This is a genomic window from Bacillus sp. NMTD17, assembly GCF_002998735.1.
Taxonomy (GTDB): Bacteria; Bacillota; Bacilli; order Bacillales; family Bacillaceae; genus Bacillus.
This window is the reverse complement of sequence record NZ_PVRH01000004.1, coordinates 161199-187955: the sequence shown is the minus strand read 5'-3', so window position 1 is coordinate 187955 and position 26757 is coordinate 161199. Positions and strand designations below refer to the sequence as shown.

The window sequence follows — 26757 nt, the reverse complement described above, 5'->3', positions numbered from 1 at the left end:
ACGATATTTACCGAAAATAACTAATAATAGTTGCGTTCAACCGAAAATAATCGACTAAATACCGCAAAAATTTCATGTTTCCCCTTAAAATTTGCAAATATGACCGAAAATGCAGGATAGAGGTCTCCTTTCATTCTCCAAAATTTCTTAAATCTTAAGAACTATATTCCCTGAAAAATTGAAAATATTTACCGTAAAAACAACACAAAAAGAGCTGCCATTTCAAATGACAGCTCCCTTGTTTCTTCATTATATTTACATCACCTTAGACAGGCCAATCGTTTTCTCAATGATGAGCAACGCAATGATAGAAATGATAATAAATATGACAGATATCGCATTGACACTCGGATCAAAGGTTTGCTCAATGTAATTAAACGTCCTGATGGGAATCGTAATGGTTTGGGGAGAGGAAACGAACAAACTGATCGATATTTCCCCAAATGACGTCACAGCTGAAAACACCCCGCCTGCAATAATTCCTGGCTTAATCAAAGGCAGCGTCACTCGAAAGAATGTGCGAATGGGTCCTGCGCCAAGATTCATTGAAGCTAGCTCAAGCCGCGGGTCCAAATTCGAGACACTGACGCCTACTGTTCGAACCACATAGGGAAAGCCAATAATGACGTGACCTATGACAAGCGCCCACAAAGATCCCGTAAACCCCATAGCCGTAAACAAATAAAGCATGGCAATCCCTAACACCACTTGAGGAATCATAAGAGGTGACAAAATGAAGGCTTGGATGGCCTCCTTTCCCTTAAAGGAAAGCCTTGCTAAAGCATACGAAGCCATCGTGCCTAAAAGAACCGTGAGAGGCGTTACGATGAATAGCAAAATCACACTAATACGCAGAGACTCCATCCATTCTGGATTCGACACGACCTCTTGAAACCAACGAACGGAGAACGAAGTCGGCGGAAATTCAGGAAAGGCATTTGGACTAAAAGCAGATAAGACGATGACAAGAACAGGTATGGTTAAAAAGAGATAAACCAATGACCCAGCAGTCCAAATCAGGATTGAAAGCAAGCGGTCACCTAATGATTTTTTACGCATGCATCCTCGCCTCCCAACGCTTCAATAGATAGCTTAATAAACTGACCACCACAAGCACACAAACCAATAACGTAAAGGACATCGCTGCAGCAAGAGGCAAGTTATACACCTGCATGACCTGCTGATAAATAGACAGCGGCAGCAGAGGCTGCATCCTTCCGCCGACTAACAGCGGGGTGATATAGCTCCCAGCCGCCAGTGAAAAGACAATAATAGCTCCAGTCACCATACCTGGAATGGTCAGTGGAAAGGTCACATGAAAGAAGGTTCGAATACGTCCAGCTCCTAGACTCATAGAAGCCGGTCGTAAATGACGATCCATATCGGTTAAGCTCGTCGCGATAGGCAGCACTGCAAAAGGCAGCATGACCTGAACATAAGCAATAATCACCGCATTCATATTCCACAGCATAGAGAGCGGCTTTTCAATCACATGTAAATCTAATAACATGCCATTGACCAGACCATTTTGCGAAAGAAGGACAATCCATGCAAACGTCCGAATCACAACACTTGTCAAAAGCGGCGAGACAAGTAAGATATAGAAAAATGCCCGCAGACGCGGATGAGGTGCCTTGACGAGCACGTATGCTGCGGGGTATGCCATCAATAAACAAATCACCGTTGTCTGCAAGGCTACCCACACTGTACTTCCAATCGCCTTCACATACGCATCTGTCGTGAACACATGAATATATTGAGAAAAGCTATATGTTTGTAATGTATTCATCATTGAATCCACATCGCGAAAACTGAGGACGAACATCATCACAAGCGGCGCTAGAAGAAATACAACAAGAAACAAACACGCAGGCAGCAGCATGAACCAATGAAATCGCTGATTCTTTTTCTTGATACGCATCACGTGTGCACCTTCGAATCTAGGAAAACAATATCTTCAGGCTGCCAATTGATATGAATAGCTTCTCCAGCTTTCGGCAGTTCAGGAAATGCTGCATCAGAAGCATGGACAATCATTTCACCGCTATCGAGCCCCACCACCAAACGTAATGAGTGACCAATATAACTGACATCTGCCAGCACGCCTGATACATGGTTGGGCTGAACGTCTTCCCACTCAGAAGATATGCCGATTCTTTCTGGACGGAGCATGAGTAAATGATTCCCCTTCTTCTCTTGGTGTGCCGCAGCCTTTAACTCAACATGCTGCCCGTTTGACTGGGTTAAATGAGGAACGATAAATGCAGCTTTAGCTTCATCATATACTGCTTCAAATAGGTTCACCTGTCCGATAAATTCAGCAACAAATCGATTGTTTGGCTGGCGATACACCTCTAAAGGCGTCCCAATCTGCTGGATTCTTCCCTCACCTAAAATCCCAATCCGATCAGAAAGGCTTAATGCTTCCTCTTGGTCATGGGTCACGAGGATGGTTGTAATTCCGACATTCCTTTGAATATTTCGAAGCTCTGTCTGCATATTCTTTCTAAGTTTTGCATCTAGGTTACTGAGCGGTTCATCAAGAAGAAGAACAGACGGCTGAATCGCAAGCGCCCTTGCAATCGCTACCCGCTGCTGCTGTCCACCACTTAATTGATGCGGCATACGTTTCGCAAACGCCTCTAATTGCACAAGAGACAAACATTCCATTACTTTCTCTTTGATTTCTGCCTTCTTTTTCTTTTGAACCTTTAACCCGTACGCCACATTATCAAATACGGTCAGATGCGGAAAGAGTGCATAGCTTTGAAAGACCATACCCGTTTTTCTTTGATAAGGCGGTAAAGTCGTCACATCCTGATCACCAATATAGACGACACCTTTTGTTGGCTCTAAAAAACCGCCAATGATGTTTAATAACGTTGATTTTCCGCAGCCGCTAGGGCCAAGAAGGGAGAAAAACTCTCCCTCATTCACCGTAAGACTGACATCGTTAAGAGCAATCTGCTCGCCGAAATGCTGGCTGATATGTTCTAAATGGATTCCACTCATGCGATCACCTATTTTCCTCCGCCTAATACTTCGTTCCATCGATTTGTCCAATTGCCAAGCTCTGAAGTTGCTGTTTCGTAATCTACCCAAGTCAGCTTGCTATAATAATTCTCTCCAACCTTGACCTTCCCCTTAATCTTGTCACCGTATTTCACATCAGAATTCGACATGCCATAATAAGATTTTTCCGAGAAAGCCTCCTGAGCTTCTTTTCCACTTAAATAGTTTAATAGTTTGTAAGCCGCTTCTTCATGCTGACTTCCCTTCGTTAAAGCCCAGCTCGCAACAGCTGCAACAGCGCCTTCTTTCGGATATGAGAAACCAATATCCATTCCTTCTTCTTCAAGTGCAAATACTCGTCCATCCCAATATGGAACTGCTGCCACGTCACCACGTTCTAACAAGGTTTGAATAGACCCTGGATTATCTGGAAAAGCAGCTACATGTCCTTTTAATTGTGAAAGGCTTTTAAAGGCTTTATCAATATCCTTAGGATTTGATTCTGTCCCACCTTGAGCATGGACAAGCGCAGAGAAAAATTGCAAACCGGCTGAATAAGTCGGAGATGATATCGCCACCTTCCCTTTTAGCTGACTGCTCCATAGGTCTGTCCAGCTGTTTGGTTCCTGCTTCACAAGATCTTTTCGATAAGCAATTCCTAGCTGCCCCATGCTAAAGCCTGCTGCATATTGTTTCCCATCAATAGTGAGCTTCTTTTGGACAGAACGGTAAAGTTTTTTGACATTCGGTGCTTGCTCTTCGTCAATCGGCGCAAGAACATTTGCTGCAATGCCTCTTTGAATCGTATCAGGCTGTAAAATAAGCAGGTCATACGGTGGATTTTTTCCATTGGACACTTTTAATTTCGTAAACCATTCAGAATCCGCTCCAGAGACGGTTTGGACTTTAATTCCCGTATCTTTTTCAAACTTTTCGAGGATTGGTTTGATATTCTTTTCCCAATCGCCTCCGTATACGCCAACGATCACAGTCTGCTGCTGTTTACCTTGATCCTGTCCATTTCCACCGCAAGCTGTCAGCAGTAGAATCATTGATAGTACACCTGCAAAAATAGTGATTAATCTTCTTTTCATGATTGATTTCCCCCTTTTTGTCCATCCATATGACGAAGTGCTTGAATAATATCTTTCTTTGTTAACGGCTCATTTCTATGACTGAAATGTTGATGAACTGCATGTTTATAATGCGTACGTTCATTAGCTGGGTAAGAACGCAGCTGCACGGCAAGCTCGCTGCTGGCTTCATCCGTCCATACTTTCTCATAAGCTTCTCTGTGTTCTCCGAAATCCCACATGATATCAGCAGGATGATCAACCTTTTCACGAAGCTTATTCGTTTGCTTTTCATCAATCTTCCATTCATTTTGGTCTAGATACACTTTAACGCCATATTGCTGCAGCGCTCTTTCTTCACTTAATAGACCTGCTTCCACTTCCTGAAGGACTTTTTCTTTATTTCTAGCAAATGGATTTCCCCAGCCGCCTCCACTTGGTGATATTAATTGCACAATATCGCCTTTTTCAAGACGCAGGACATCTATTTTTGGCTGGTCTTGTTTTTCACCTTTTGCTGTGATCAGCTTGACCTCACCAACAGCTCCTGCTCGGCCGCCCATTAACCCCCAAGGCTGAAACTTCATTCGTTCCATTCCTCGTGCGGTCACCATAGATTCAGGCTTGATCATTTCAAATTCCAAACCAATCGCATGTCCACCTCTGTTTTCTCCTGCCCCGCCTGTGTTCGGCAAAAGCTCATATCGGTGAACATGAATATCAATATGCTGTTCTAAACTCTCAATGGGTGTATTTTTCAAAAAGCCAGATGAATGATCAATGCCATCTACTCCATCCGTTCCATTTTGAGCACCGCCGCCTCCGCCTAATGGTTCGACAACAGACATTTTCCTGCCACCTGTTTGATCATCAGGAACAGAGAGAACAACAATAGCAGATTGACCTGCACCTGCTGCCGGCACTGCTTCAGGTAACAGCTTACCAATGGCGCCTAGCACGACATTATACAGCCTCATCGTAATCGAATGCCGAATACCAACAGAGGCCGGGTATTCTGGATGCACCAGCGTCCCTTTAGGTGAAATCACTTCAATCGGATATGTTATTCCGCCATTAATCGGTATAAAGGGATCTTTACTAATAATGTAATTAATCAACCCTTGATATAGGAAGGAATGCTTCTGACCATTAGTGACAAGGTTAAAAGCTGTTTTCACTTGCGGGTCACACTCAGAGAAATCCAGCGTCAGCCGCTTTCCTTTGACCGTTAACTTGATTTTCAATCGGATCGGCACATCCGAGATCATATCATCATCTAAATAATCAGCGAATTCACTCGTTCCATCCGGAATGGCTTCAATGACCTTTCCTGCACGTATCTCAGCTTGCTTCAGCAGGTCCATCATTCCTTGTTTCACTTCATTTTTTCCAAATTTGCCGATCATTTCTTTTAACCGAATTTCTGCTGTATTTACTGCAGCAATCATCGCATTGATATCCCCATCATTTAAATGACTGGCTCGGCTGTTGGCTCTTAAAAAGGTACGAACGACCTGATTCTCTTTCCCGCCTTCATAAATTTTCACTGGCGGGATTCTTAATCCTTCTTGATGGACATCTGTTGCTGTCGGTGAAATACTCGAGGGCACAAGTCCGCCCACATCACTCACATGAACAAAAGACCAAGCATAGCTGACAATTTCACCATCTACGAAAATTGGCTTAATGATATGGACATCCGGCAGGTGAGTCGCTAAACCATCTGTCGTATAAGGGTCATTTGTGATGATAATATCTCCCGGCTGCATCGCCCCGCTCTCTTCAATCGCTTTTTTAAGACTCAGCCCTAAAAAGATCGTTACACCCACTGTCTTCGGATAAACAAAGAAATCTCCAGAAGGCGTGGCTAACGCTGTCGCAAAGTCAGCTGATTCTTTGACGAAAGTCGTAAAAGACGTCCGCTCAATGACATGTCCCATGCCAGACGCAATTGCATTAAAATAACTGCGCATCATCTCAAGCTTTGCTGGATCAGTTCTCATGTAAAGCCGCCTCCCTTGAAATCACCAAGTTCCCTGATTGATCAATGCTGCCTGTCCAATTTGGCAGAATCAATGTTGTCGTATCATCCTGCTCAATAATGGCAGGTCCATTGATGACAGAACCTACTGACAAAGTATCTCTGTAATAAATAGCTGCTTCATGTTCTTTTTCTTCTATAAAGATTCGCCTGTATTCATATGGCTTCAAAGATTGTCCGCTGCTTTCATGAACAGGTGTGAAAGGCAGCGGCGGCGTCTCGCCTATGACTCGAACTCGTAAATGAGTAAACTCGATGTTCGCCTGATCATCTCTATGACCATATTGACGCTGATGCAGTTTGTGAAAGGCTTCAATGAGTTGGTGGATATCTTGTTCTTGCTTCAGCCATTCAGCTGATAATGGTAATTCAATCTCAAAGGCTTGTCCTTGATAACGTGCATCTGCCAATAATAGAATGGATGTCTGTTTAATATGCTGAATGTTCTGCCGACTGAACCAATCAGTCGCTTTTCGCGAAAGCATCTCATAATCTTGTTTTAGTTGATCTATCGAGTAGTCTTGTAAGCATATTTTCTTCGACAGCACCGCATCATGAATAAAATCAGCGGTCAGAGCACCTAATGCACATAATGTTCCTGGACCTGGAGGAACGACCACGTTTTTCGCATGGATTTCTCGCGCAAGGAAATTCGCCACAACCGGTCCTGCTCCGCCAAACGCTAGTAAACTAAAATCTCTTGGGTCAAACCCCTGCTGCTCCATGACATTGCTTAATTCTGTGTACATATTGGCGACAGCTACTTGAATCAGCTGGTCAGCCGCTTCTTCTACCGTTTTGTTGAGCTGGTCAGCAATTGGCTGAAAGGCTTTTTCCGCCGCGGACAGCTGTAGTTGTAAATGTCCTCCGGCAAAACGCTCTTGATTGAGATAACCGCATATGAGGAACGCATCAGTTAAGGCGGCTTTCTTTCCCTTACCATACGAAGCTGGTCCCGGCTGTGAGCCAACTGATTCTGGTCCTGCTTTGAGAAGCCCGCCCTGATCAATCCACGCGACAGAACCTCCGCCTGCCCCTATTGAATACATCGCAACAGATGGAAGAATGATAGGAAAACCTGAAAGCTGATTAGACTGAGCCATTGTAGGCTGCCCCTTTTGAATAATGGAGATATCTGCACTCGTCCCCCCTACATCAAAAGTGATCAGGTTGGATTCGTTTGCAGAGGCTGCGATTCTTGCCGCACCAATGACACCAGCTGCTGGACCAGAAAAAAGTGTTTTAACAGGTGAGGTTGCTGCACTTTCTGCATCCATTAAACCACCATTTGATTGTGTAATGTATGGAGAAATTGGTACACCTTCTTCCTTCAAACGGCTTTTCAATGTTTGTAAATACTGTTTTACCTTTGGTTGAATGTACAAATTGACAACAGACATCACAGTACGCTCGTATTCTCTCATTTGAGGCCATAATTCAGATGAAGTAAGAACTTCTAATTGCGGATAATGGTGTTTGATATAGGCTTTTGCCTGTAATTCATGAACTGGATTTTGATAACTATGTAAAAAAGAAATGACAATACCTGCTAGCCTTTTAGACATGACCTGCTGGACAGCATGATCTAATTGCTGCAGATGGAGAGGTTTTTTGATCGTACCATCGTGTATCAACCTTTCAGAGATTGGGTATACATGCTTTCGTGGTATCAATGGTTCCGGCAAACGAGAATTGAAGTCATAAGGAATGGGTAACCGTAAACGTTGTAGTGACAATATGTCTTGAAAGCCTTCCGTCACAAAAAGGGCTAAGTCTGCTCCTTTTCGCTGCAATAATGTATTAAGACCGATTGTCATTCCGTGTACGAGATATTGGATTTTAGATAAATCAACACCCCTGTCTTTTAGAAGTTTTAGCCCATTGATAATTCCCTGGGCTGGGTCGTCAGTCACTGTGGGTGTTTTGAGTTCAGTCAGCGCCCCTGTTGCTTCATTCATCAGCGATAAATCAGTAAATGTTCCTCCTATGTCTATACCAAGCCGATAAGAGACATCCGCCATTTGTACTCCCCTCCTGCAATGTAAATAGAATCATATTTTGATAAATTACGACATTTTTTGATATTTGACTCCATATTATTAAAGCATATCGGTCTAGTCAATTTTATTTTTTTAAAATTTCTGTGTGTTAAATTCTTGAAATTAGCCCAAAAAGCAGTGATAAAGCCATTTTGATAAAGCATAATCTTTTTTTGACCAGCAAAATTAAAATTTTTATGAATTTTTACAAATATAAAAAGCAAGAAAACGGATAAAAACCGTTTTTCGAACTTTAAAAGGCGTTTTTTCAAAACCAGGAGAAATTGGTAAGTAATTCTGCTATACTTCTGTTTACAAAATACGCAAACAAGAAAGAGAGCTAGCATCTATGAAACTTCTTAAAATCATTCTCTTGCTTTTACTAATCGTCGTTGGTGTAACAACAGGCTATATTCAGCTGGAGCAAAGTAAACAAGAGACGACGAATTCATCTTATGACAAAACCATTCACTTCCCATCAGATCGTTACCCAGAAACCGCGAAGCACATAGAAGAGGCAATTGATGAAGGCCATTCATCCGTATGTACGATTGACCGTAAACATAGCGATGAACAGAGAGACCAATCACTTCATGGCATCCCAACAAAGCGCGGGTATGATCGGGACGAATGGCCGATGGCGATGTGTAAGGAAGGAGGAACAGGAGCTTCTGTCAAATATATCAGTCCTTCAGATAATAGGGGAGCAGGCTCATGGGTCGGTCATCAATTATCGGATGATCCTGACGGCACAAGAATACAATTTATCATCGATTAACGCCATTTCCTTTTTCTATCTAAAAAAATTTTCTCGTAACTGCATACAGGTATTTCAAACATTTTTTTCATGCCGATAATCCTTAAGGAGGTTTAACCTACCTTATACCTAAAGGAGTCAAAAAGCATGAAAAAAAAGGGAAAACTGAGGCTTGGTGCCAAAATTTTGCTGATCTTTTTAAGTGTCCTCATCATCTTTTCAGCAGTTGTTGGTTATGTGGTGAATCGTGAAATGACAGAAAACATCAAGCACATGGCCACTGAAAAAGCAAAAAGTGATTTAAAGCTAGGCTATGCCTACCTAGATGAAAAAGTGGCAGGCTCATGGCAGATAAAAGATGGCAAGCTTTATAAAGGGGATACCCAAATCAATGATCATGATACATTGGTTGACCAATTAGCTGAATATACCGATGATACCATCACAATTTTCCAAGGGAATACCCGTGTCGCGACGAATGTCATGTTAAACGGAAAACGAGCTGTCGGTACAGAAGTCTCACCTGAAGTGAAGGCCACTGTATTAGATAAAGGAGAAAACTATTACGGCACAGCAAATGTTGCCGGGAAAGACTATCAAACGGCTTATATGCCGATCAAAAATGAAGCAGGCAAAACGATTGGTATTTTTTATACGGGCGCCAATCAAAGCATGATTTCACAAATGCTTCAGTCATTCTATATTCAATTTGTCATTGTTCTGTTGTTAAGTTTAATTGTTGCAGTTATCATTATTTCTATTTTCACAAAGCGGTTTCAGTCACGCCTCAAGTGCATAGCTTCTGCCATTAAAAGTGCAGGCGAAGGAAATTTAACCATCAATGTGTCGGATACGGCAGGCGATGAACTGTCTGACCTGGCTGGTCATTTCAATAAGATGCGGGAAAAATTAAATCAAACCATTCTTAATGTCATGAACACATCTGAATTAGTGGCCACCTCATCTGAGCAGCTTTCAGTTAGCGCAGAAGAAACAAGTGCAGCATCAGAAAAAATCACCCACAGTATTCAAGAAGTAGCTCAATCATCAGAAGAACAATCAGCTCAAATGACAACAAGTGAGCACACGATGATTCAAGTATCTAACGAGCTGGCAAACATCACGGAAAATGCGGAACAAATGGCTTCAAGAAGTCAATTTGCACAAGAAATGGCCCTAAAAGGTGTACAGAATATTGGGGAAGTAAACTCACAAATGACATCTATTGCAAAATCAATCGAGGAAAATGGGACAGCCGTTCAAGCATTAGAAACACGTTCAGCTGAAATTGATCATATTTCCAATGTTATTACAGACATCGCTAATCAGACAAACCTGCTTGCTCTTAACGCAGCAATTGAAGCAGCACGAGCAGGCGAGCATGGAAAAGGTTTTGCGGTTGTCGCAGACGAAGTGAGAAAGCTCGCTGAAGAATCTCAAGCATCATCAAATATGATTTCCCATCTCATTTCTGAAATCCAAAAAGAGATGACTCATTCGACGAATGCCATCAAACGAGTAAAAGAGGAAGCGGCTCAAGGGACTGTACTTATTTCTCATACAGAAGAATCATTTATTGATATTCAACAGTCAATGAGAGAAATGGCAGATGGCATCAAACATTTATCTAGTGCATCACAAAAAATCGCAGCTTATACAAACGATGCGAAACAATCCTTTGCCACTATCACAGAAGGCGTTATACTAACGAGTGAACATTCACAGCAAGTAGCCGGTTTAACAGAAGAACAATTTGCCGCAATGGAAGAAGTAACAGCATCATCAGAAGCTCTTGCCCATTTAGCAGGAGATTTAAAAGCAATGGTTTCGCAATTTCACATCTAGATTCCTCAAATAGAAGCGCAAGACGGCGACAATCGTCTTGCTGCCTAACATTCTCTTCAAGAATCATTCTTTCAACCATTCACATTCCAACGAAAATCTATGTATAAAGGAGTTTTTTAAATGAATAAGTTAAACCAAGCCTATTCCCTATCTATCTCTTATCACCAAATCACCGTATACACCGGAAGCAAAACACCACCTGTGATTGATTGGTCAGATGATGACATTCTTCAAGGATTCGCCATGGGAGATCAGGGTGTGTCCTTTGAAGGGGTCAACAACGGAAAAGCATCTGTTACCGTAACTTTAAATAGCGATATGCCCCCAGCCTCGGCTGACAGAATAGTTACAGTGCCTTTTACGCATGCAAGCGATCAAGTTTATATCACAAGCGTCATGGCTCAGGTGCTGTCTTTCCCTATTCCAAAGGGAGACTATCAGCTCACCTGCTATACCTCACAGCAGCCTGATCAAGACCTTTATCATATAAATTTCCAAACTGTGTAGATCACGACTGATCGTACAAATCAAGCCACTTTTCCGCAAAGTCTACTGATTCTCTCACCGGCAATAAATATGAACTGGCAAGTCCGATTTGACCGTGATCATGAGTGCCTCCTGATTGTAGAAAATCACGACCGATCTGCTCAAATAGTTCTTCTCTTGTGATAATATCTTGGTACTCTTTCCATACCCTCCATCCATTTTCTAAGATGGGAGCTCCTCTTGTCATGAGGTCTTGCTGAGGGATGCGATATTCAGCAAGATGGAAAGCTGTCAGGCTCTCAAATGACGTACCAATCAGCAGCACCTGAGCCTGAAGATCATACATGCGGGCTAGAGGCGAATGTTCTCCTAATCCAAAAGAAAGTGCGTGGTGTTTCAGAAGCTCATGTTTCCTTTTGCCCCAGGCTGTGAATGAAAAATGAGGATGATTGCTTCTCGCCACGCCTGGGTATTTCCAAAACGTTTCCGCTACCTTTCCCATTGCTGTTGGCGTCGTGTATGCTGGATCAAATGCAGGCATCGTCTCTTTGATCGATTTCCACCACGAAAAAGGAACAGGCGGATTGATCCAATCAGCGGGATCAGAAAGCTCTAACGTTTGTGCCGGCATGATCAGTGTCCCCTCTTCTGATAAGGTTTCCATCAATGCTTGTATGAGGGCAACAGCGCCTCCGTTTACCCAGCCGATAGATGATAAAGATGAGTGAACACATAAAATCATGCCTTTTTTCACACCAAGTTGAACCAAGTCTGCTTTGATTCTTTCCTTTGTCATCGGTTCAGCTTGATTTTTGATTAATTTTTTCATCGTTCCTTTTCCTCCTGCGTCTCTTCTATTACTGATGAATGAGACGTTTAACCGCAATAGACAGTTTATAATTTGCGTAATTTGTCAGCTCCGTTAAAAACAGATCCAGTTCATCATGACTGGAAAAATGGCCTTCAGCCATATAACAGCCCTCACCACTTATTTTAAACAAGTTCTTGATCTCTTCCTGTTGGTCGAGAAACGACAGAAGTGGTTCGTGATGATGACTGCGGGTATAGAGCTGCATAAATGTTTGGATGGTCTTTTGAGTCCGCCAGTCAATCGAAATGGTATATGCTTCAATCACACCCTCTTCTTCAAGCTTTAACACACGATTTGCAACAGCTTGACCGGTTAAATGAACTTTTTCACCTAGCGCTTTCATGGTCAATCGACTGTTTTTAGAGAGCTCTTTTAATATATCCATATCGGTTTGGTCTAACATTGACTCACCTCTTTCAAAAATCAAGTCCTTCTGCTGAAAGACTTTCATTACCCTCTGTCATATGGAACTCTTTTAATATACTGTAAACTTAATCAGAAAAAAAGGAGGCCTTTCATGAAAATCACGCTCATTCGGAATGCTACTTTATACCTTCAATATGGTCAGGCAACTTTCTTCATTGATCCCTTTTTAGCAGCAAAAGGAACATATCCACCGTTTCCTCATACAGCCAATCAACATTTGAACAATCCTATTGTTGATCTGCCTGTAAACATTGACTTAGACAACATGTTACACCCAGATGCTGTCTTACTCACTCATTTGCACGTGGATCACTTTGATGACGAGGCAAAACAAAAATTAGCTCAAGACCAGCCCATTTATACGCAATCGGAGAATGACAAAAAAGAAGTTGAAGAAGCCGGTTTCCAGCATGTCACATGCATTGAAGATGAAATAGACATTTGCGGTGTTCATATTAAGCGGACAGGTGGACAGCATGGGACAGGAGAAACTGCGAAGCGGATGGGACAGGTCAGCGGTTTTGTTTTCTCTCACCCTGATGAACCTACCCTTTACATTGCAGGTGATACCATTTGGTGTGATGAGCCGAAGGAGGTTGTCAATACATGCAAGCCAGATGTCATTGTGGTTAATAGCGGAGCTGCTCAATTTTTAGAAGGCGATCCGATTACCATGACGAAGGAAGATATTTTAGACGTTCACCGTTCTCAGCCAAAAGCACAAATTGTCGCTTGTCACCTTGAGGCAGTGAACCATTGCTTGCTAACAAGAGCTTCTTTACAAGCTTACATTCAGGAGCATCATGCAGATCAAGCCATTTTTGTCCCTAAAGATGGTGAAAGTCTCACCTTCTGAAAAGATTCATAAATAATAAAAAACCGGCACCTCGCTGCCGGTTTCATCATTATGGTCGATGGTGCTGTGGTTTTTTCAGCAATGGAACAAATCCGTTATTTTCCAAATGATTGTAATGCTCATCCATTCGTTTGGTAATATGTGTACCTTGTTCCTTTGTTAACACACCATATTGAACGTATTTCTCAATCACTTCTTTTCGTTTAGAAAGAATTTGCTGCTCAAGCATTTCAATTTGTTTTTGTTGTTCTGTCGTTAATTTTACTTGATGCGTTACTGGACGCTTTTCCATTTGGGGTGTTTCACCATAAGCTGTTTCCATATAAAAACCAGACAACAGCATCATCGATAATATGATTAAGCCACTTACTTTTTTCATCATTGTTATTCCCTCCTTTATTCGCAATTATTTTGTACGCACTTTCCTTTTTTATACATTATTTCACCACGCAAATTGCACATAATATTCTTACTTTTTCGCTTTTCTTCTGAAAACGTTGTCCTAACAGAAAAAGCGTGCTATGTTTTGTTTTGTATAAAAAATAGAGGAGGATTCTTAAATGAGTCGTTTTTATCATAGAAAATCGATATGGTTGATGCTTGTTGTGTCTGCTTTCATACTTGTCATGTCTGCTTGCAGTCAATCAAGCTCTTCTCAGTCTGGAGATTCAAAGTGGGATGAGATTCAAAAGAAAGGGAAAATCGTGGTTGCTACTTCAGGCACCCTTTATCCAACGTCATATCATGATACATCTAATGGCAAGGATCAATTGACTGGTTATGAAGTGGAAGTGGTCAAAGAAGCGTTTAAACGCCTTGATGTGAAAGTAGAATTTAAAGAAATGGGCTATGATGGCATGCTGAGCGCCATTAATTCTGGTCAAGTGGATGCCGCTGCAAACGACATTGACATCACAGATGACAGAAAAGATAAGTTTGCCTTTTCAACTCCTTATAAATATTCCTATGGCACGGCGATCGTACGAAAAGATGATTTGTCTGGCATTAAGACGTTAAAAGATTTAAAAGGAAAGAAAGCAGCTGGAGCTGCCACAACGATTTACATGGATGTCGCTCGCAAGTACGGTGCGAAGGAAGTCATTTATGATAATGCGACAAACGAGCAATACTTAAAGGATGTCGCTAATGGTCGTACAGATGTCATTCTAAATGATTATTACTTGCAGACACTAGCTCTTGCTGCATTCCCGAAACTAAATATTACAATTCACCCTGACTTAAAATACATGCCAAACGAACAAGGTTTTGTGATGAAGAAAGACAACACAGAGCTTCAAAAAGAATTAAATCGTGTCTTAAAAGACATGAAAAAAGACGGAACCATGAAAAAGATTTCCGAAAAATTCTTTAATCATGCAGACGTCTCAAAGAAAATAGATGCTGATGTCGAAGATGTCGACATTTCTAAATAAGGAGCCGCAATCGTGGGAGATATTCATTTAGAATATATATTTAATCCTGCACTGGCAAAGGCGTCATTTCCATTTGTCATGAAAGGCATCTGGCTGACGCTGCTCATTTCCTTTGTGAGCATGTTTTTTGGTACAATTCTTGGCTTTTTTATTGCGCTTGCCAGAATGGCGAACACGTGGATGCTTCGCCTGCCTGCACGGTTGTATATCTCATTCATGCGAGGCGTGCCCATTCTGGTGATTTTGTTTATTCTTTATTTTGGATTCCCTTATATCGGGATTGAGTTTACAGCGGTCACCGCTGCCATTATTGGGTTCAGCTTCAATAGCGCTGCCTATATTGCAGAAATCAACCGGGCGGCCCTCTCCTCTGTTCCGAGTGGACAGGTGGAAGCTGCCAAGTCACTAGGTCTCAGCTATTGGCAAACGATGCGCGGTGTCATTTTACCTCAATCTGTCCGCATCGCACTGCCGCCTTTAACCAATGTCATGCTCGATTTAATCAAAGCCTCCTCACTGGCTGCGATGATTACTGTACCCGAGCTCTTCCAGCAAGCAAAAATTGTAGGTGGACGCGAATTCGATTATATGACCATGTATATTTTGGTCGCACTCATATACTGGGGCATTTGCAGCGTAGTCTCATTGCTTCAAGACTTTTTAGAAAAGCGCTATGCGAAATATCTGTAATAAAGGAGAGCAGATCTCATGGATCTGCTCTCTTTTGTATTTAGCTTTAATGTATCAGCCATAACCACACATATAACCCTAGTAAAGTAAGGATCAAGGTTGGGATGGTCAGGATGATTCCGGCTTTCATGTATGCACCCCAAGAAATATGGACGCCCTTTTTCTTGAGAACATGAAGCCACAGCAATGTCGCCAATGAGCCGATAGGGGTCATTTTCGGACCAAGGTTGGAGCCGATGACATTGGCATAAATCAGTCCGTCTCTCATGACGCCTGCTGTATCTGTATGACCGATCGCAATCGCATCGATTAACACAGTGGGCAGATTGTTCATGACAGAGGACAGCACTGCGGCAAGCACGCCCATAAACATCGTTCCCGCAAGCAAGCCATGCGATGCGCCTTGTTCGATCCATGCCGCCAATATTTCTGTGAGACCGACATTCTTTAGTCCATATACGACGACATACATGCCAATTGAGAAAAAGACTATGGACCACGGTGCTTCTTTTATGACGCGTTTTGTCGCCACTTGCGGACTTCTTCTCGCCAGCCACAAGAAGACAAGAGCAATACCGCCCACAATGATGGAGACCGGAACCCCAATGAGTTCCCCTGCAAAATAACCGACAAGCAGACAGCCAAGCACATACCAAGACAAGCGGAACATGCGGATATCTCGGATAGCTGATGCCGGCTCTTTCGCTTGTGACAGATCGTATGTTTTTGGGATGAGCTTCCGGTAAAACACATAAAGCACTAGCATGCTCGCTCCAAGCGACACAAGGTTTGGCACGAACATGTTTGCTGTATATTCTAGAAATCCAATATGAAAATAGTCGGCTGATACGATATTAACCAAGTTACTAATCACAAATGGCAAGGAGGTTGTATCTGCAATAAAGCCGCTCGCCATCACAAAAGGCAGGATCATCCGTTCATCCAGTTTTAACGCTCTCACCACAGACAAGACGATCGGGGTCAGAATCAGTGCCGCTCCATCGTTCGCAAAAAAAGCAGCCACGACAGCGCCGAGCAATGTTAAATAAATAAACATGCGGACACCGTTCCCTTTTGCGGCTTTTGCCATATGCAGTGCAGCCCATTCGAAAAACCCAATTTCATCTAAAATTAACGAAATAATAATGATGCCAATAAACGCAAATGTCGCGTTCCATACTATATGCGTCACTTCCCACACATCGCCCAGATGAACGACACCAAAGACAAGTGCAAGAATGGCGCCTCCACATGCTGACCATCCAATGGTTAAACGTCCTGGCTGCCAAATGACAAGGACGAGGGTCAGGATAAAAATCAAAATGGCCAAGGTGACTGCTCCCAAAGGTGGCCCCCCTTTCATAAAATCCTTATCTATCATACAACGTAACGCAGCAGTTGTATGCCATTTTCACATGAAAACCCGCAGGTGATCCCGGGCACCTGCGGATTCGATGACTATTGATCTTTTTTCATCAGCATCAATTCAATAAATAACTCACATCGCTGGCTGAAGTGACTTAAATCGATTGAGGTCATATCAAAGATTTGTTTCATTCGATAGTTTAATGTATTTTGATGAATAAACAACTGCTCTGCAGCAGGCTTTAGCTTGCAGTTATTCAATAAGTAGACTTCAAGCGTTTTTAAAAAAGAAGTTTGGCTGTCACGGTCTTTTTCCTTCAAACGTAACAAATCTGGATTGAAATCATTTTTCTTTTTTTGATGGCTGTAAATCGAGTCTAAGAACCGGAAAACCCCCAGATTCTCGTAATCATATGGAATCAGCTCTTGTCCCCCAACAATTTTCACAGCCTTCACGACCTCTATCGCTTCAAATCGACTTGTACTCATTTTCATGACATCTCGATACTCTCTTCCCATCCCGATATACAGCGGCGAAGGATGGGCATGCGTTTTCGATTGCAGATGAGCGATGACGTCGGCAGCAGTTGCTTTCGGTGAGTGCCGGTCTGACAAGCTGCCCAATATCACGACAATGTCGGCTTGAACGGAGTATACGTGATTCACCTTATCTTCTAGCTGCAAATACGTTCGAATGACATCCTTCACGTCTTCTGCCGTCTCACTTTTGTTATCGGCAGCATGTACGACCATGACAGTAAATACTGCCGGCAATGGGATACTTAAATTCTCAGCCTCCCACTTCAGTTCTTCTTCTGTATAAAAATGATCATCCATGACCTTTTTGAAAAATTCTTCAATCTTGCCTTCCTTTTTCTCCAGCTGTTTCTTATTCTTATAAATCACTTTTCCCACTTGAAAGGAAGCTTCGTGCAAAAATTGCAGCTCCTCCTGAGAGAGGGAATCCTCAATGTCCTGCACCCAAATAAAGCCCACAACTTCTTGTTTATGCTTGGCGCTCACAGCCACCCGCCGATTAAACCCGAGCTCGTCATGACCGCTCACATAAAAAGGCTTTGAATCCGTGTGAAGTCGCTCGATGACCCCTGTTTTCTTTAACCAATCGACTACAGACCCCGGGCATTCCTTTGAGAAAATCGTTTGCTGGTTGACTGGGTCAAACTGCTGAATGCTGTAAGAATTATAAGCAAGGAGCTGGCACTCTGTGCTTTCTAAAATGACTGGTTTTTTTAAATACCCGCTAATAAATGCAATTAACTTATCGACATCAAAAAATGTATGAAGCTTTTCTAATATCTCTTCCATCCCGATTGCTCCCTGATTAAGTAATACATTTATCATACTTCTTTCCGGACAGATTTGTATAGAAACAAGTCGTAGACAAGCAAAAAAAGCATGAACCCGTGTGCACAGGTTCATGCTTTTCCATCTTAAAACATTTCACTAATCGTTTTCGCCTGCATGTGTAGAGCTAGGTAATCTGGACCGCCTGCTTTTGAATCGGTTCCTGACATTTTGAATCCGCCAAATGGGTGGTATCCCACGATGGCTCCTGTGCAGTTACGGTTAAAGTAGAGATTCCCTACATGGAACTCCTGCTTCGCACGGTTGATGTGATCACGATTATTGGTAATGACAGCACCTGTCAAACCATATTCCGTGTTGTTGGCTACTTCAAGTGCCTCATCAAAGCTAGACACTTTCGAGAAGGCCAAGACTGGTCCGAAGATTTCTTCTTGCATCAAGCGAGATGTTGGCTCAAGATCTGCAAAAATGGTTGGGTGAATGAAGTATCCTTCCGAATCATCACTCGTTCCACCAGTCACTAAACGGCCTTCCTCCTTGCCCACCTCGATATAATCCGTGATCTTGTCAAAGGACGCTTGATCAATGACAGGTCCCATGTAGACATCCGCAGAAAGAGGATTCGCTGTTGTTTTTGTTTCTGTGATTTCCTTCACTCGCTCGACCACTTGGTCATACAGCTTCTCGTGGACGACAGCCCGAGATCCAGCCGAACATTTCTGACCTGAAAAACCGAAGGCTGATGTGAAAATGGCATTAGCCGCTAATTCGACGTCTGCATCCTCATCTACAACCACTGTATCTTTACCGCCCATTTCAGCAATGACGCGCTTTAAATGCTGCTGACCTGGCTGTACTTTTGCCGCGCGTTCAAAGATACGTGTCCCTACTTCTCTTGAGCCAGTGAATGTAATCAGGCTTGTTTTCGGATGATCGACTAAGTAATCTCCGACCTCTGCTCCGCTTCCTGGTACAAAGTTCACCACACCCTTTGGAAGACCTGCTTGCTCAAGCTCTTCCACAAAACGTGCCGCAATCACAGGAGTTGCACTCGCTGGTTTTAAGACAACTGTGTTCCCTGTAACGATTGGTGCTACTGTTGTTCCTGCCATAATGGCAAACAAGAAGTTCCACGGCGGAATGACGAGCGTCACGCCAGTTGGTGTGTAAACATATTGATTGCGTTCCCCTTCGCGGCTGTTCACTGGTTTGCCTTTCGCCAGCTCCAGCATTTGACGGGCATAGTATTCAAGGAAGTCGATTGCTTCTGCTGTATCTGCATCCGCTTCGTTCCAAGGCTTACCTGCTTCTTTTACAAGAAGGGCTGAATACTCATGCTTTTTACGGCGGATGCTTGCCGCAGCACGGAATATGACGCTGGCTCTTTCTTCTGGAGACGTATAGCGCCATGTTTCAAATGCTTTCGCCGCAGCTTGAACCGCTTGCTCTGCCTCTTCTTTCCCGGCCTTTGATACGGTTCCAACGACTTCATCCTTTTTCGCTGGATTGATCGAGATAATCTGGTCTTTCGTTTCGATTCTTTCTCCATTAATCACGAGCGGATAGGTTTGACCAAGTGATTCTGTTACCTTTGCTAATGCTTGTTCAAACGCTTTGCGGTTTTCTTCCTGGCTAAAATCCGTGAATGGTTCATGTTTGTAAGGTGTTGTCATCTTTGTCACGCTCCCGTTTCAAATTATTTTCTCGTCATCCCTTTTAAAGCAAAGGCAATGTTTGCCGGCCGTTCTGCAAGACGTCTCATGTAGTAGCCATACCACTCTCGTCCATACGGGGTATAGACCCTCATTTGATAGCCCTCTTTCACAAGTGCCTGCTGCGTTTCTGACCTCATGCCATACAGCATTTGAAATTCGAACTGACTTGTCGGTATATTGTGTTTTTTCACAATATTTTTCGTAAACTCGATCATTTGATCGTCATGTGTCGCAATGGCTGTATAGTTCCCTGTGAGTAATTGCTTTTCGATCAGCTTTTGATAATTCTGATCGACGTCTTTTTTGTTTGGATACGCCACTTCAGCGGATTCCTTATAGGCACCCTTTACAAGTCTTAAAAATGGCTGAAGCTCATTTAGGTCATCAAGATCCTTTTCTGTTCTGTACAAATACGCCTGCAGGACCGTACTGACATACTCATATTGAGATTTCATCTCTTTAAAAATGTCCAGCGTTTTTTGACAGCGCTGTTCATCCTCCATATCGATTGTCACCATGATACGGTGTTTCTCTGCCGTATCTAAAATGCTTTTCATATTGCGATACACAAGGTCATCGTCAATATCCAGGCCTAGTGATGTCATTTTGAGTGACACGTGGGAATTGAGTCCCGCCTCAGCAATCCGCTGAATGGTTTGAATACACTCATTCGTCCGCTCATTTGCAATCTCTGCCTTTGTGACAAACTCACCAAGGTGATCAACTGTTACAGCCATTCCTTGATCATTTAATCGTTTGATGACAGAGATAGCGCTCTCAAAATCCTTCCCACCGATGATTTTCTTAGATGCAACAGCACTTCCCCAATTACGAGCAATATGGTTCAAGAGACTGCTCTTTGACAAAAACAAGAAGAAATTTCTTGTGACCGACTCCATAAAGGGCACCTCCCACTCTTTGTAAGCTATGTCTTTATTGTAAGGCTCATAAGCTGTCCGCTACAATATTTGAAGATGACAAAAATTCTGACTTTTTTTGTGGTTTTATCACAATAAGAGTTAAAAAAGAGCCTGCCGCTATCCGGCTGGCTCTTCCCTCCTACGCCCACACCTCATCAAGGGTAGACTGCAGCAGCTCATTTAATTCTAGCGTGAGATTGTCTTTCGGCTGATTGTAGCTTTTCACCAATTCATCAAAACGCGCCAGCTCTTTGTCGATGAATGGATGGACATAGGCGAGACGGTTCTCTACATCCATTTCCTCTCCGTCCATTTTACGTTTGAGCAGCTCGTGAATTTCTGTTAAAAGCGGGCCTTCCTCCACTAGCTCCTCGAGCAGTTCATGAAAGTCCATCGGCGGAACCGTCCGGTAGCGTTCAATCCACTGACAGGCAAATAGCGGACGAAGCACATAGAAATACTTCTTGATTCGCACCTGCTCCCCTCGTAAATGCCGGCTTTCATTCCGCTTCGCCATATTGAGGTAATGATACATCAATGCTGCAGGATAAAACGCTCGATCCTTTAATTCTCTTAGCTGCTTTGCTAAAGAGAAAGATTCAGCATAGATGATGTCAGAAGATAGCCATTCCATGATGGATGGATTTGATTTATTGAATAAGCGAAGTGCCTTTCTAAGCTCCCAGCCGCTGATATCAAGCACGTCATCAATCGGCCGTTCAATGACATCACGATGCTCTTCCATCGCCCAATACCATTCTTTCCGGGGAACATATAAAAAACGAACATCATAATCACTATCAGTCGAGGGAAATCCCCATGCCCTGCTGCCTGATTCAACGGCGAGGCAAATCTTTACGTCATACGTTTCTTCGATGATTTTCAGCTCTTCCTTGATTCTCTCTCTCAACATCCATCAACTCTTTCTATAGAATTCTGCATGACTTCTTCACGTTTTGGGAAAATACGAATAAGACATATAAAAAAGGAGTTGGATCTGATGTCTATATCTCGCATTATGAAATGGATCACCGGGATTTTTGAAGCCTGCCTTGCCATCCCTGTGATCGGAGGTCTATTCGTTATCAGCAATGGCTATTCACCGCTCATGGTCATGCTTATTCTGCATATTATCACACTCGTCTTATCGAAGCGAGACCAGGGACCAATGATTGGAAGCATCATCGGAATTGTCACATCCTGCCTTGCTTGGATTCCAATTCTCGGATTCATTCTTCATATCATCACTGCCCTTGCCCTGATTATCACTGCGTTAGTGCCTGATGAAAAAACGAGACAGAATACGAGCTATTAAAAAAGAGGCCCTCCTAGAGCGGCCTCTTTTCTTTTAGATCCTTAAATGCTTTTGTAAGAAGGCAAGCTTCTCTGTTTGAAAAGCCGGGATGTACTCGTGTCCAAAGTAGCGATACACCTTTAAATCTTTATCTGTTTCTAAATGGTTGTATACCGCAAACACAGTAGATGGCGGGGTGATTTGGTCGATCAGACCGATGGCCATCAATGTGGGCTGTTTCACCCATTCGGCTAAATTGATCAAATCAAAGTAGCTCAATGTCTCAAATACCTTTTCTTCCGCTTCTGGATCACTGTTTCTTCGAAAGTATGAATTGATTTCTAAATAAGGCTGCTCCAATGCCACATCCACTGCACGCTCGAAATTTGATAAGTAAGGATAATCTGCCACGACGACCTTTGGAATGTCTGAAAGTGCCGCAGCTGCAACCGCCAGTGCACCTCCCTGGCTTCCACCCACCACGCCGATACGGTGTTCATCCACTTCCGGAAAGGACTGAATAACGTCGAGTGCACGAACCGCATCTAAATAAACACCTCGATAATAGTAGGTCTCCTTCGATAAAATGCCTTTTGTCATCCATCCCAAAGCCTGCCCGCCTGGTGTCACTGTCTTATCTTCACTGCCGCCTTGACCGCGGACGAGCATACCAAATGTCGCATAGCCATGCAGTGCCCAGTTGACGATGTCGTGAATGCCGCCGTCATAGCTGGCATTATAGCCATGAAAACGAACGAGCGCTGGATGCGGACCTGTTTGATCTGGTACCGCATACCAGCCTTCAATTCGAGAATGACCAAAGCTTTGATACGTCAGGCGGTACACCTTGACGCCTTTCACTGGATAATCATAAGGTTCAAGTGCTGGCTGAGCCTCCACTTGGCGCAGTTCTTCGAGCGACGCCTTCCAAAAGTCTGAGAAATCAGGTCGTGCTGTTTTCTTCGGTTTATATACTTTTAGCTCTTCTAGTGGTAAATCGAACAATTGCATACCATACTATTCCCCTTTGTTTTATTAGTTATGAGTATCATATCACTGTTTTCTTGACTTAGAAAGTCATTTTCACTACAAAAGACAAAACCTTCTGACATTTCTATTGGCAAAGAGGATTGAAACCTTTATGATAAAGAAACTGGCTTGAAGACTAGATGTTCTCAGGCAAAACAAATCGATAGACATTCATGGATTTTCACATTTACACCATCGAATAAAGGAGGAACCTGTATGAAAATCGCCCTTGTCCAAATGGACGTACAAATTGGAGAACCTAATGTGAACTTTCAAAAAGCAGAAGCGTTTTTAGAAGAAGCCATCCATCAGCAGCCTGATCTGATCATTTTACCCGAAATGTGGAATACCGGTTACGATCTTGAACAAGCCGAGCAGCTTGCAGATGTAAACGGTGAACGCACAAAACAGCTCTTCTCTTCCTTTGCCCGCAAACACCAAGTGGTTCTCATCGCAGGAAGTGTATTGAACAAGCGCACAGAAGATGACAACATCACCAACACGATGTATGTCTTTAACCGCCAAGGTGAGCTCTTAGTGGATTATGATAAAATTCACTTATTCCGCTTAATGGATGAGCACAACTATTTAACAGCTGGTGATCAGCTTGGTTTATTTGACTATGATGAGGATGTGAAGATCGGTGCGATGATCTGCTACGACCTTCGCTTTCCGCAGCTTTCCAGAACACTTGTAAACAAAGGGGCGAAAGTGCTCATCAATACGGCGCAATGGCCGTCAGCAAGAGTGGATCATTGGCGTTGCCTGCTCATCGCAAGAGCGATTGAGAACCAGTCATTTATGATTGCTGTTAACAGAACAGGCACAAGCAGAGACACTGAATTCCCTGGCCACTCCATGGTGATTGATCCACTTGGCCGTATTCTGCTTGAAACAAGCCATGAGGAAGACATTTATTATGCGGAAATTGATCTTCAGCTAGTGGATGAAGTGAGACAGCAAATTCCTGTGATGACGGATCAGCGTCTGGATATCTATTAGAAAGCAGGGTGCTCCCCTGCTTTTTGCATTTAATTAAACGTTTGTTTAAGCTTGATTCTGGTAAAGGTCCATTAGGGCTTGAGCGGCTTTCGTTAAATACCTTTCTTCCACATATGCAAACACAAGAGTGCGGGTTGGGCATGAATCAATTTTCAAATAAGTGACTTCGTTCCTTTCCTCTTGTGCCACCATTTTCGGCACAACTGTCATACCTAGTCCATTTTTGACCAATGCCTGCGCTGTTTGAATATGACTTGTTTCAAAGGTAATCTTCGGCTGAAAACCATGATGAAGACATAGTTCCATGACCACTTGCCGAAAGCCATATCCCTCTTTCAACATAATAAATGCGGCGTCTTCCAGAAGGCGAAACGGAACAGACCCTTTCTGATCTGCTTGATTGATGATTTCGTTCAATTCATCTGTTGACCAGGGCTGGGCAGTTTGCGGAACTGCGAGAAGAAGCGGCTCTGTCAGCATGTGTTTCGTTTTCAATGATTCATGCTCGACAGGCATAGATAAAATAGCCAAATCCAGCTTTCCAGCCAATAGAAGTTTTTCTAGCTCACGAGGTGATTCTTCTATTAGTTGAACGTGAACATGAGGATACGTTCGACAAAAGGTTTTTAATAAACCGGGCAAGACATAGCCCCCTGTGACTGCTGGCGCTCAAATGTTCAGCTCTTTCCCCACCTCATAAGCTGCTTCTCCCATTTCACGCAGCAAATCATCTCTTTCCTTCAAAATGTTCTCAGCCCTTTTAATGAATCGACTCCCTTGAGGTGTGGGCGTGACTTGTCCATACTTTCGAATAAAGAGGGGTGTGTCTAATTCCTCTTCCAGCTTCTTCATTTGTTGGCTTAAAGAAGGCTGTGCAATGTGAAGTTGATCCGCTGCTTTTGTAAAACTTTTCTGCCGGTACACTTCCATGACATATTCCATCATTCGTATATCCACTTTCATCACCTCATAGGTTTTAACTATTCATGTCATATCTTTTATGTCTTAGACAAATAACAAAATGAATTTTACGATAAAGAGACAACAAAGGGGGAGAAGAAATGAATCCATATGCTAAAGCCGAAAACCAATTCTCACAAAATGCCGAGAACTATCGAGATTCACCTATATTTGCAGCCGGAGAAGAGCTGGAATGGATGAAAGCAACAGCCAATACGAAGGGTCACGAGCATTTACTTGATATCGGCTGCGGGGCAGGACATACCGTTTTTTCCTTTTCAGATATCATTTCTAAAGGAATCGGCATTGATGTCACGCAAAAAATGATCGAGGTTGCAGCAGCACTTGCGGAAGAACGCCAACTGAAACATATTACTTTTGAGCGGGCAGCCGCAGAAGCACTGCCCTTCGCTGATGAATCATTTGACATCGTGACGTGCCGCTTTGCCGCTCACCACTTTCCAAACCTGCCGGCAGCCATGTCTGAAATCAGCCGTGTCTTAAAAAAAGGCGGCACATTCCTGCTCGTCGATCATTACGCACCCGAAAACACTGCACAGGATTCATTCATTAATCACTTAAATAGACTCAGAGATCCTTCTCATGTGCGAGAAAGCTCGTTATCAGAATGGAAAGAGCTCTTCGCTGCCAACCAACTGACTCAAAAAGAAAAGCGTTACTGGGATCTGCAAATTGATTATCAGGACTGGATGATGCGTGGACGCACACCAGAGAATGTTCAAAAAGAGATCGTTTCCCATCTTCAATCCGCAGACCCTGATACAAAGCAGCTGTTTCAACTTCAATTCGATGCACAGCAGCAGCCTATTTCCTTCTGTTTAAAAGCTGCACTCATTCAAGGAATGAAGAATTGAACTTATAGAAAAAGTCTACCCTCGTTGGTAGACTTTTTTATTTCGAGTATAAATCCCAGCCAAGCTTGAGTGTGTCCACAATATAATTGGCGACTTCCTCAGCTTCTAGATGATCTGTTTCGACTCTTGAGTTATGAAGGGCATATATTTCCCGGCGCTCTTCAAACAGCTCTTTCATCTCATCGAGCGTCCGGTTGTGAAGAACAGGGCGGTTTTCAATTAAAATATCCAGCCGCTGTTTCCAATTCTCCCAGGATAAATCAAGGAAAAGAACCGTACAATGCTTCAAGCAGGCGCGTTTGATTTCTTCCTGTTTGAATGCGCCGCCTCCAAGAGAAACGATCTTTAGCTGCGTATGTTCACATAAATCGACGATATAATCTTTTTCAGCCTGCCTGAAGAATGCTTCTCCTTTTTGCTGAAAGATATCTGGAATCGTCATGTTATACTTTTTCTCAATCTCCTGATCCACATCAATAAAATCTCTATATAGCTTTTTGGCAACCAGCTGCCCAATGGTTGTTTTCCCAACACCCATAAAGCCAATGAGGACAATATTTCGCTGTCTCACAGGGATTTCTCTATTGTTTTTCATATTCGTGACACGTCCTCCTTACGACAAGGAATGCTACATAATGTATCTATTATATGATAAATGGCGCGCGAAAAGATAGGCAATTTGAAAAATTGTACGTAGATCATCTGCATAGAAAAAAGAACCTACCCTCTTTGGAATAAGTTC

Annotated in this window: 25 protein-coding genes and 1 pseudogene; 9 read left to right on the top strand and 17 right to left on the bottom strand. The window is 43.0% G+C overall.

Features of this window, described 5'->3' with window-relative positions:
- Positions 1-255 precede the first annotated feature (255 nt).
- The 6 genes from C6347_RS13375 to C6347_RS13350 are packed head-to-tail and all read right to left on the bottom strand — an operon-like array spanning position 256 to position 8147.
- Entirely contained in the window at positions 256-1059 is an 804-nt protein-coding gene (locus tag C6347_RS13375) for an ABC transporter permease (protein ID WP_106031578.1), read from the bottom strand.
- Entirely contained in the window at positions 1052-1921 is an 870-nt protein-coding gene (locus C6347_RS13370) for an ABC transporter permease (protein WP_034664145.1), read from the bottom strand. The genes C6347_RS13375 and C6347_RS13370 overlap by 8 nt, the downstream gene beginning before the upstream one ends.
- Positions 1921-3012, bottom strand: coding sequence for an ABC transporter ATP-binding protein (locus C6347_RS13365; RefSeq protein ID WP_106037081.1), 1092 nt, complete (start codon positions 3010-3012; stop codon positions 1921-1923). Before C6347_RS13365 ends, C6347_RS13370 begins: the two co-directional genes overlap by 1 nt.
- Before the next feature lie 8 nt (positions 3013-3020).
- The gene (locus C6347_RS13360; RefSeq protein WP_106061725.1) at positions 3021-4106 is read right to left on the bottom strand and encodes an ABC transporter substrate-binding protein; all 1086 of its coding nucleotides are present in this window, start codon (positions 4104-4106) and stop codon (positions 3021-3023) included.
- Positions 4103-6088: a hydantoinase B/oxoprolinase family protein gene (locus tag C6347_RS13355; protein WP_060595511.1), complete on the bottom strand. Its 1986-nt coding sequence runs from the start codon at positions 6086-6088 to the stop codon at positions 4103-4105. Before C6347_RS13355 ends, C6347_RS13360 begins: the two co-directional genes overlap by 4 nt.
- Positions 6078-8147: a hydantoinase/oxoprolinase family protein gene (locus C6347_RS13350; protein WP_106037079.1), complete on the bottom strand. Its 2070-nt coding sequence runs from the start codon at positions 8145-8147 to the stop codon at positions 6078-6080. The genes C6347_RS13355 and C6347_RS13350 overlap by 11 nt, the downstream gene beginning before the upstream one ends.
- A 367-nt stretch (positions 8148-8514) precedes the next feature.
- Here C6347_RS13350 and C6347_RS13340 point away from each other — a divergent pair, with 367 nt between their 5' ends.
- The 3 genes from C6347_RS13340 (at position 8515) to C6347_RS13330 (ending at position 11274) form a co-directional block, all read left to right on the top strand.
- Positions 8515-8943, top strand: a complete 429-nt coding sequence (locus tag C6347_RS13340) for a NucA/NucB deoxyribonuclease domain-containing protein (RefSeq protein ID WP_060595509.1) — start codon at positions 8515-8517, stop codon at positions 8941-8943.
- Between the two features lie 126 nt (positions 8944-9069).
- Complete coding sequence (locus C6347_RS13335; protein WP_106039339.1) at positions 9070-10767, top strand: methyl-accepting chemotaxis protein; 1698 nt, start codon at positions 9070-9072, stop codon at positions 10765-10767.
- Positions 10768-10887: 120 nt separating this feature from the next.
- Positions 10888-11274 carry a competence protein ComJ gene (locus C6347_RS13330; RefSeq protein ID WP_106031574.1) on the top strand — a complete coding sequence of 129 codons (387 nt, stop codon included), beginning with the start codon at positions 10888-10890 and terminating at the stop codon, positions 11272-11274.
- A gap of 1 nt (position 11275) precedes the next feature.
- On the opposite strand, the gene C6347_RS13325 is transcribed toward C6347_RS13330, so the two are convergent.
- Both C6347_RS13325 and C6347_RS13320 read right to left on the bottom strand, forming a co-directional pair.
- Positions 11276-12082: an AAC(3) family N-acetyltransferase gene (locus C6347_RS13325; RefSeq protein ID WP_095285948.1), complete on the bottom strand. Its 807-nt coding sequence runs from the start codon at positions 12080-12082 to the stop codon at positions 11276-11278.
- 28 nt (positions 12083-12110) lie between these two features.
- On the bottom strand, positions 12111-12527 hold the full coding sequence (locus C6347_RS13320) for an Lrp/AsnC family transcriptional regulator (RefSeq protein WP_034664465.1): 417 nt from the start codon (positions 12525-12527) through the stop codon (positions 12111-12113).
- 114 nt (positions 12528-12641) lie between these two features.
- Here C6347_RS13320 and C6347_RS13315 point away from each other — a divergent pair, with 114 nt between their 5' ends.
- Entirely contained in the window at positions 12642-13406 is a 765-nt protein-coding gene (locus C6347_RS13315; protein ID WP_060595506.1) for an MBL fold metallo-hydrolase, read from the top strand.
- A 49-nt stretch (positions 13407-13455) separates the two neighbouring features.
- On the opposite strand, the gene C6347_RS13310 is transcribed toward C6347_RS13315, so the two are convergent.
- Positions 13456-13785 (bottom strand): YckD family protein, encoded by a 330-nt coding sequence (locus C6347_RS13310; protein ID WP_106031600.1) that lies wholly within the window; start codon positions 13783-13785, stop codon positions 13456-13458.
- Between the two features lie 181 nt (positions 13786-13966).
- Here C6347_RS13310 and C6347_RS13305 point away from each other — a divergent pair, with 181 nt between their 5' ends.
- Together C6347_RS13305 and C6347_RS13300 are read left to right on the top strand one after the other, a co-directional pair.
- A complete protein-coding gene (locus C6347_RS13305; protein WP_106031572.1) occupies positions 13967-14839 on the top strand; it encodes a transporter substrate-binding domain-containing protein in 873 nt (290 codons plus the stop codon).
- 12 nt (positions 14840-14851) lie between these two features.
- On the top strand, positions 14852-15529 hold the full coding sequence (locus C6347_RS13300; protein ID WP_034664171.1) for an amino acid ABC transporter permease: 678 nt from the start codon (positions 14852-14854) through the stop codon (positions 15527-15529).
- A 46-nt stretch (positions 15530-15575) separates the two neighbouring features.
- Here the strand turns inward: C6347_RS13300 and C6347_RS13295 are convergent, their stop codons facing one another.
- The 5 genes from C6347_RS13295 to C6347_RS13275 all read right to left on the bottom strand — a co-directional run bounded on the left by C6347_RS13295 (position 15576) and on the right by C6347_RS13275 (position 21765).
- Positions 15576-16874, bottom strand: coding sequence for an arsenic transporter (locus tag C6347_RS13295; RefSeq protein ID WP_060595504.1), 1299 nt, complete (start codon positions 16872-16874; stop codon positions 15576-15578).
- A gap of 113 nt (positions 16875-16987) precedes the next feature.
- Entirely contained in the window at positions 16988-18220 is a 1233-nt protein-coding gene (locus C6347_RS13290) for a PucR family transcriptional regulator (RefSeq protein ID WP_034664173.1), read from the bottom strand.
- A gap of 125 nt (positions 18221-18345) precedes the next feature.
- On the bottom strand, positions 18346-19893 hold the full coding sequence (gene pruA / locus C6347_RS13285; RefSeq protein WP_060595502.1) for an L-glutamate gamma-semialdehyde dehydrogenase: 1548 nt from the start codon (positions 19891-19893) through the stop codon (positions 18346-18348).
- Positions 19894-19916: 23 nt separating this feature from the next.
- Positions 19917-20834, bottom strand: a complete 918-nt coding sequence (locus tag C6347_RS13280) for a proline dehydrogenase family protein (protein ID WP_034664177.1) — start codon at positions 20832-20834, stop codon at positions 19917-19919.
- A gap of 160 nt (positions 20835-20994) precedes the next feature.
- Complete coding sequence (locus C6347_RS13275; RefSeq protein ID WP_066031789.1) at positions 20995-21765, bottom strand: nucleotidyltransferase domain-containing protein; 771 nt, start codon at positions 21763-21765, stop codon at positions 20995-20997.
- 90 nt (positions 21766-21855) lie between these two features.
- Here C6347_RS13275 and C6347_RS13270 point away from each other — a divergent pair, with 90 nt between their 5' ends.
- Positions 21856-22170 carry a hypothetical protein gene (locus tag C6347_RS13270; RefSeq protein WP_012008865.1) on the top strand — a complete coding sequence of 105 codons (315 nt, stop codon included), beginning with the start codon at positions 21856-21858 and terminating at the stop codon, positions 22168-22170.
- Positions 22171-22203: 33 nt separating this feature from the next.
- On the opposite strand, the gene C6347_RS13265 is transcribed toward C6347_RS13270, so the two are convergent.
- On the bottom strand, positions 22204-23160 hold the full coding sequence (locus C6347_RS13265; RefSeq protein WP_106071726.1) for an acetylxylan esterase: 957 nt from the start codon (positions 23158-23160) through the stop codon (positions 22204-22206).
- 234 nt (positions 23161-23394) lie between these two features.
- Here C6347_RS13265 and C6347_RS13260 point away from each other — a divergent pair, with 234 nt between their 5' ends.
- Positions 23395-24180 (top strand): carbon-nitrogen family hydrolase, encoded by a 786-nt coding sequence (locus C6347_RS13260; protein ID WP_060595500.1) that lies wholly within the window; start codon positions 23395-23397, stop codon positions 24178-24180.
- Positions 24181-24225: 45 nt separating this feature from the next.
- Here the strand turns inward: C6347_RS13260 and C6347_RS13255 are convergent.
- Positions 24226-25125, bottom strand: a pseudogene (locus C6347_RS13255) (LysR family transcriptional regulator).
- 116 nt (positions 25126-25241) lie between these two features.
- Between C6347_RS13255 and C6347_RS13250 the strand changes: the two are divergent.
- Positions 25242-26015: a class I SAM-dependent methyltransferase gene (locus C6347_RS13250; protein ID WP_106037072.1), complete on the top strand. Its 774-nt coding sequence runs from the start codon at positions 25242-25244 to the stop codon at positions 26013-26015.
- A 37-nt stretch (positions 26016-26052) separates the two neighbouring features.
- Here C6347_RS13250 and C6347_RS13245 read toward each other — a convergent pair whose 3' ends face one another.
- Entirely contained in the window at positions 26053-26610 is a 558-nt protein-coding gene (locus tag C6347_RS13245) for a shikimate kinase (RefSeq protein ID WP_066031352.1), read from the bottom strand.
- Between the last annotated feature and the right edge of the window lie 147 nt (positions 26611-26757).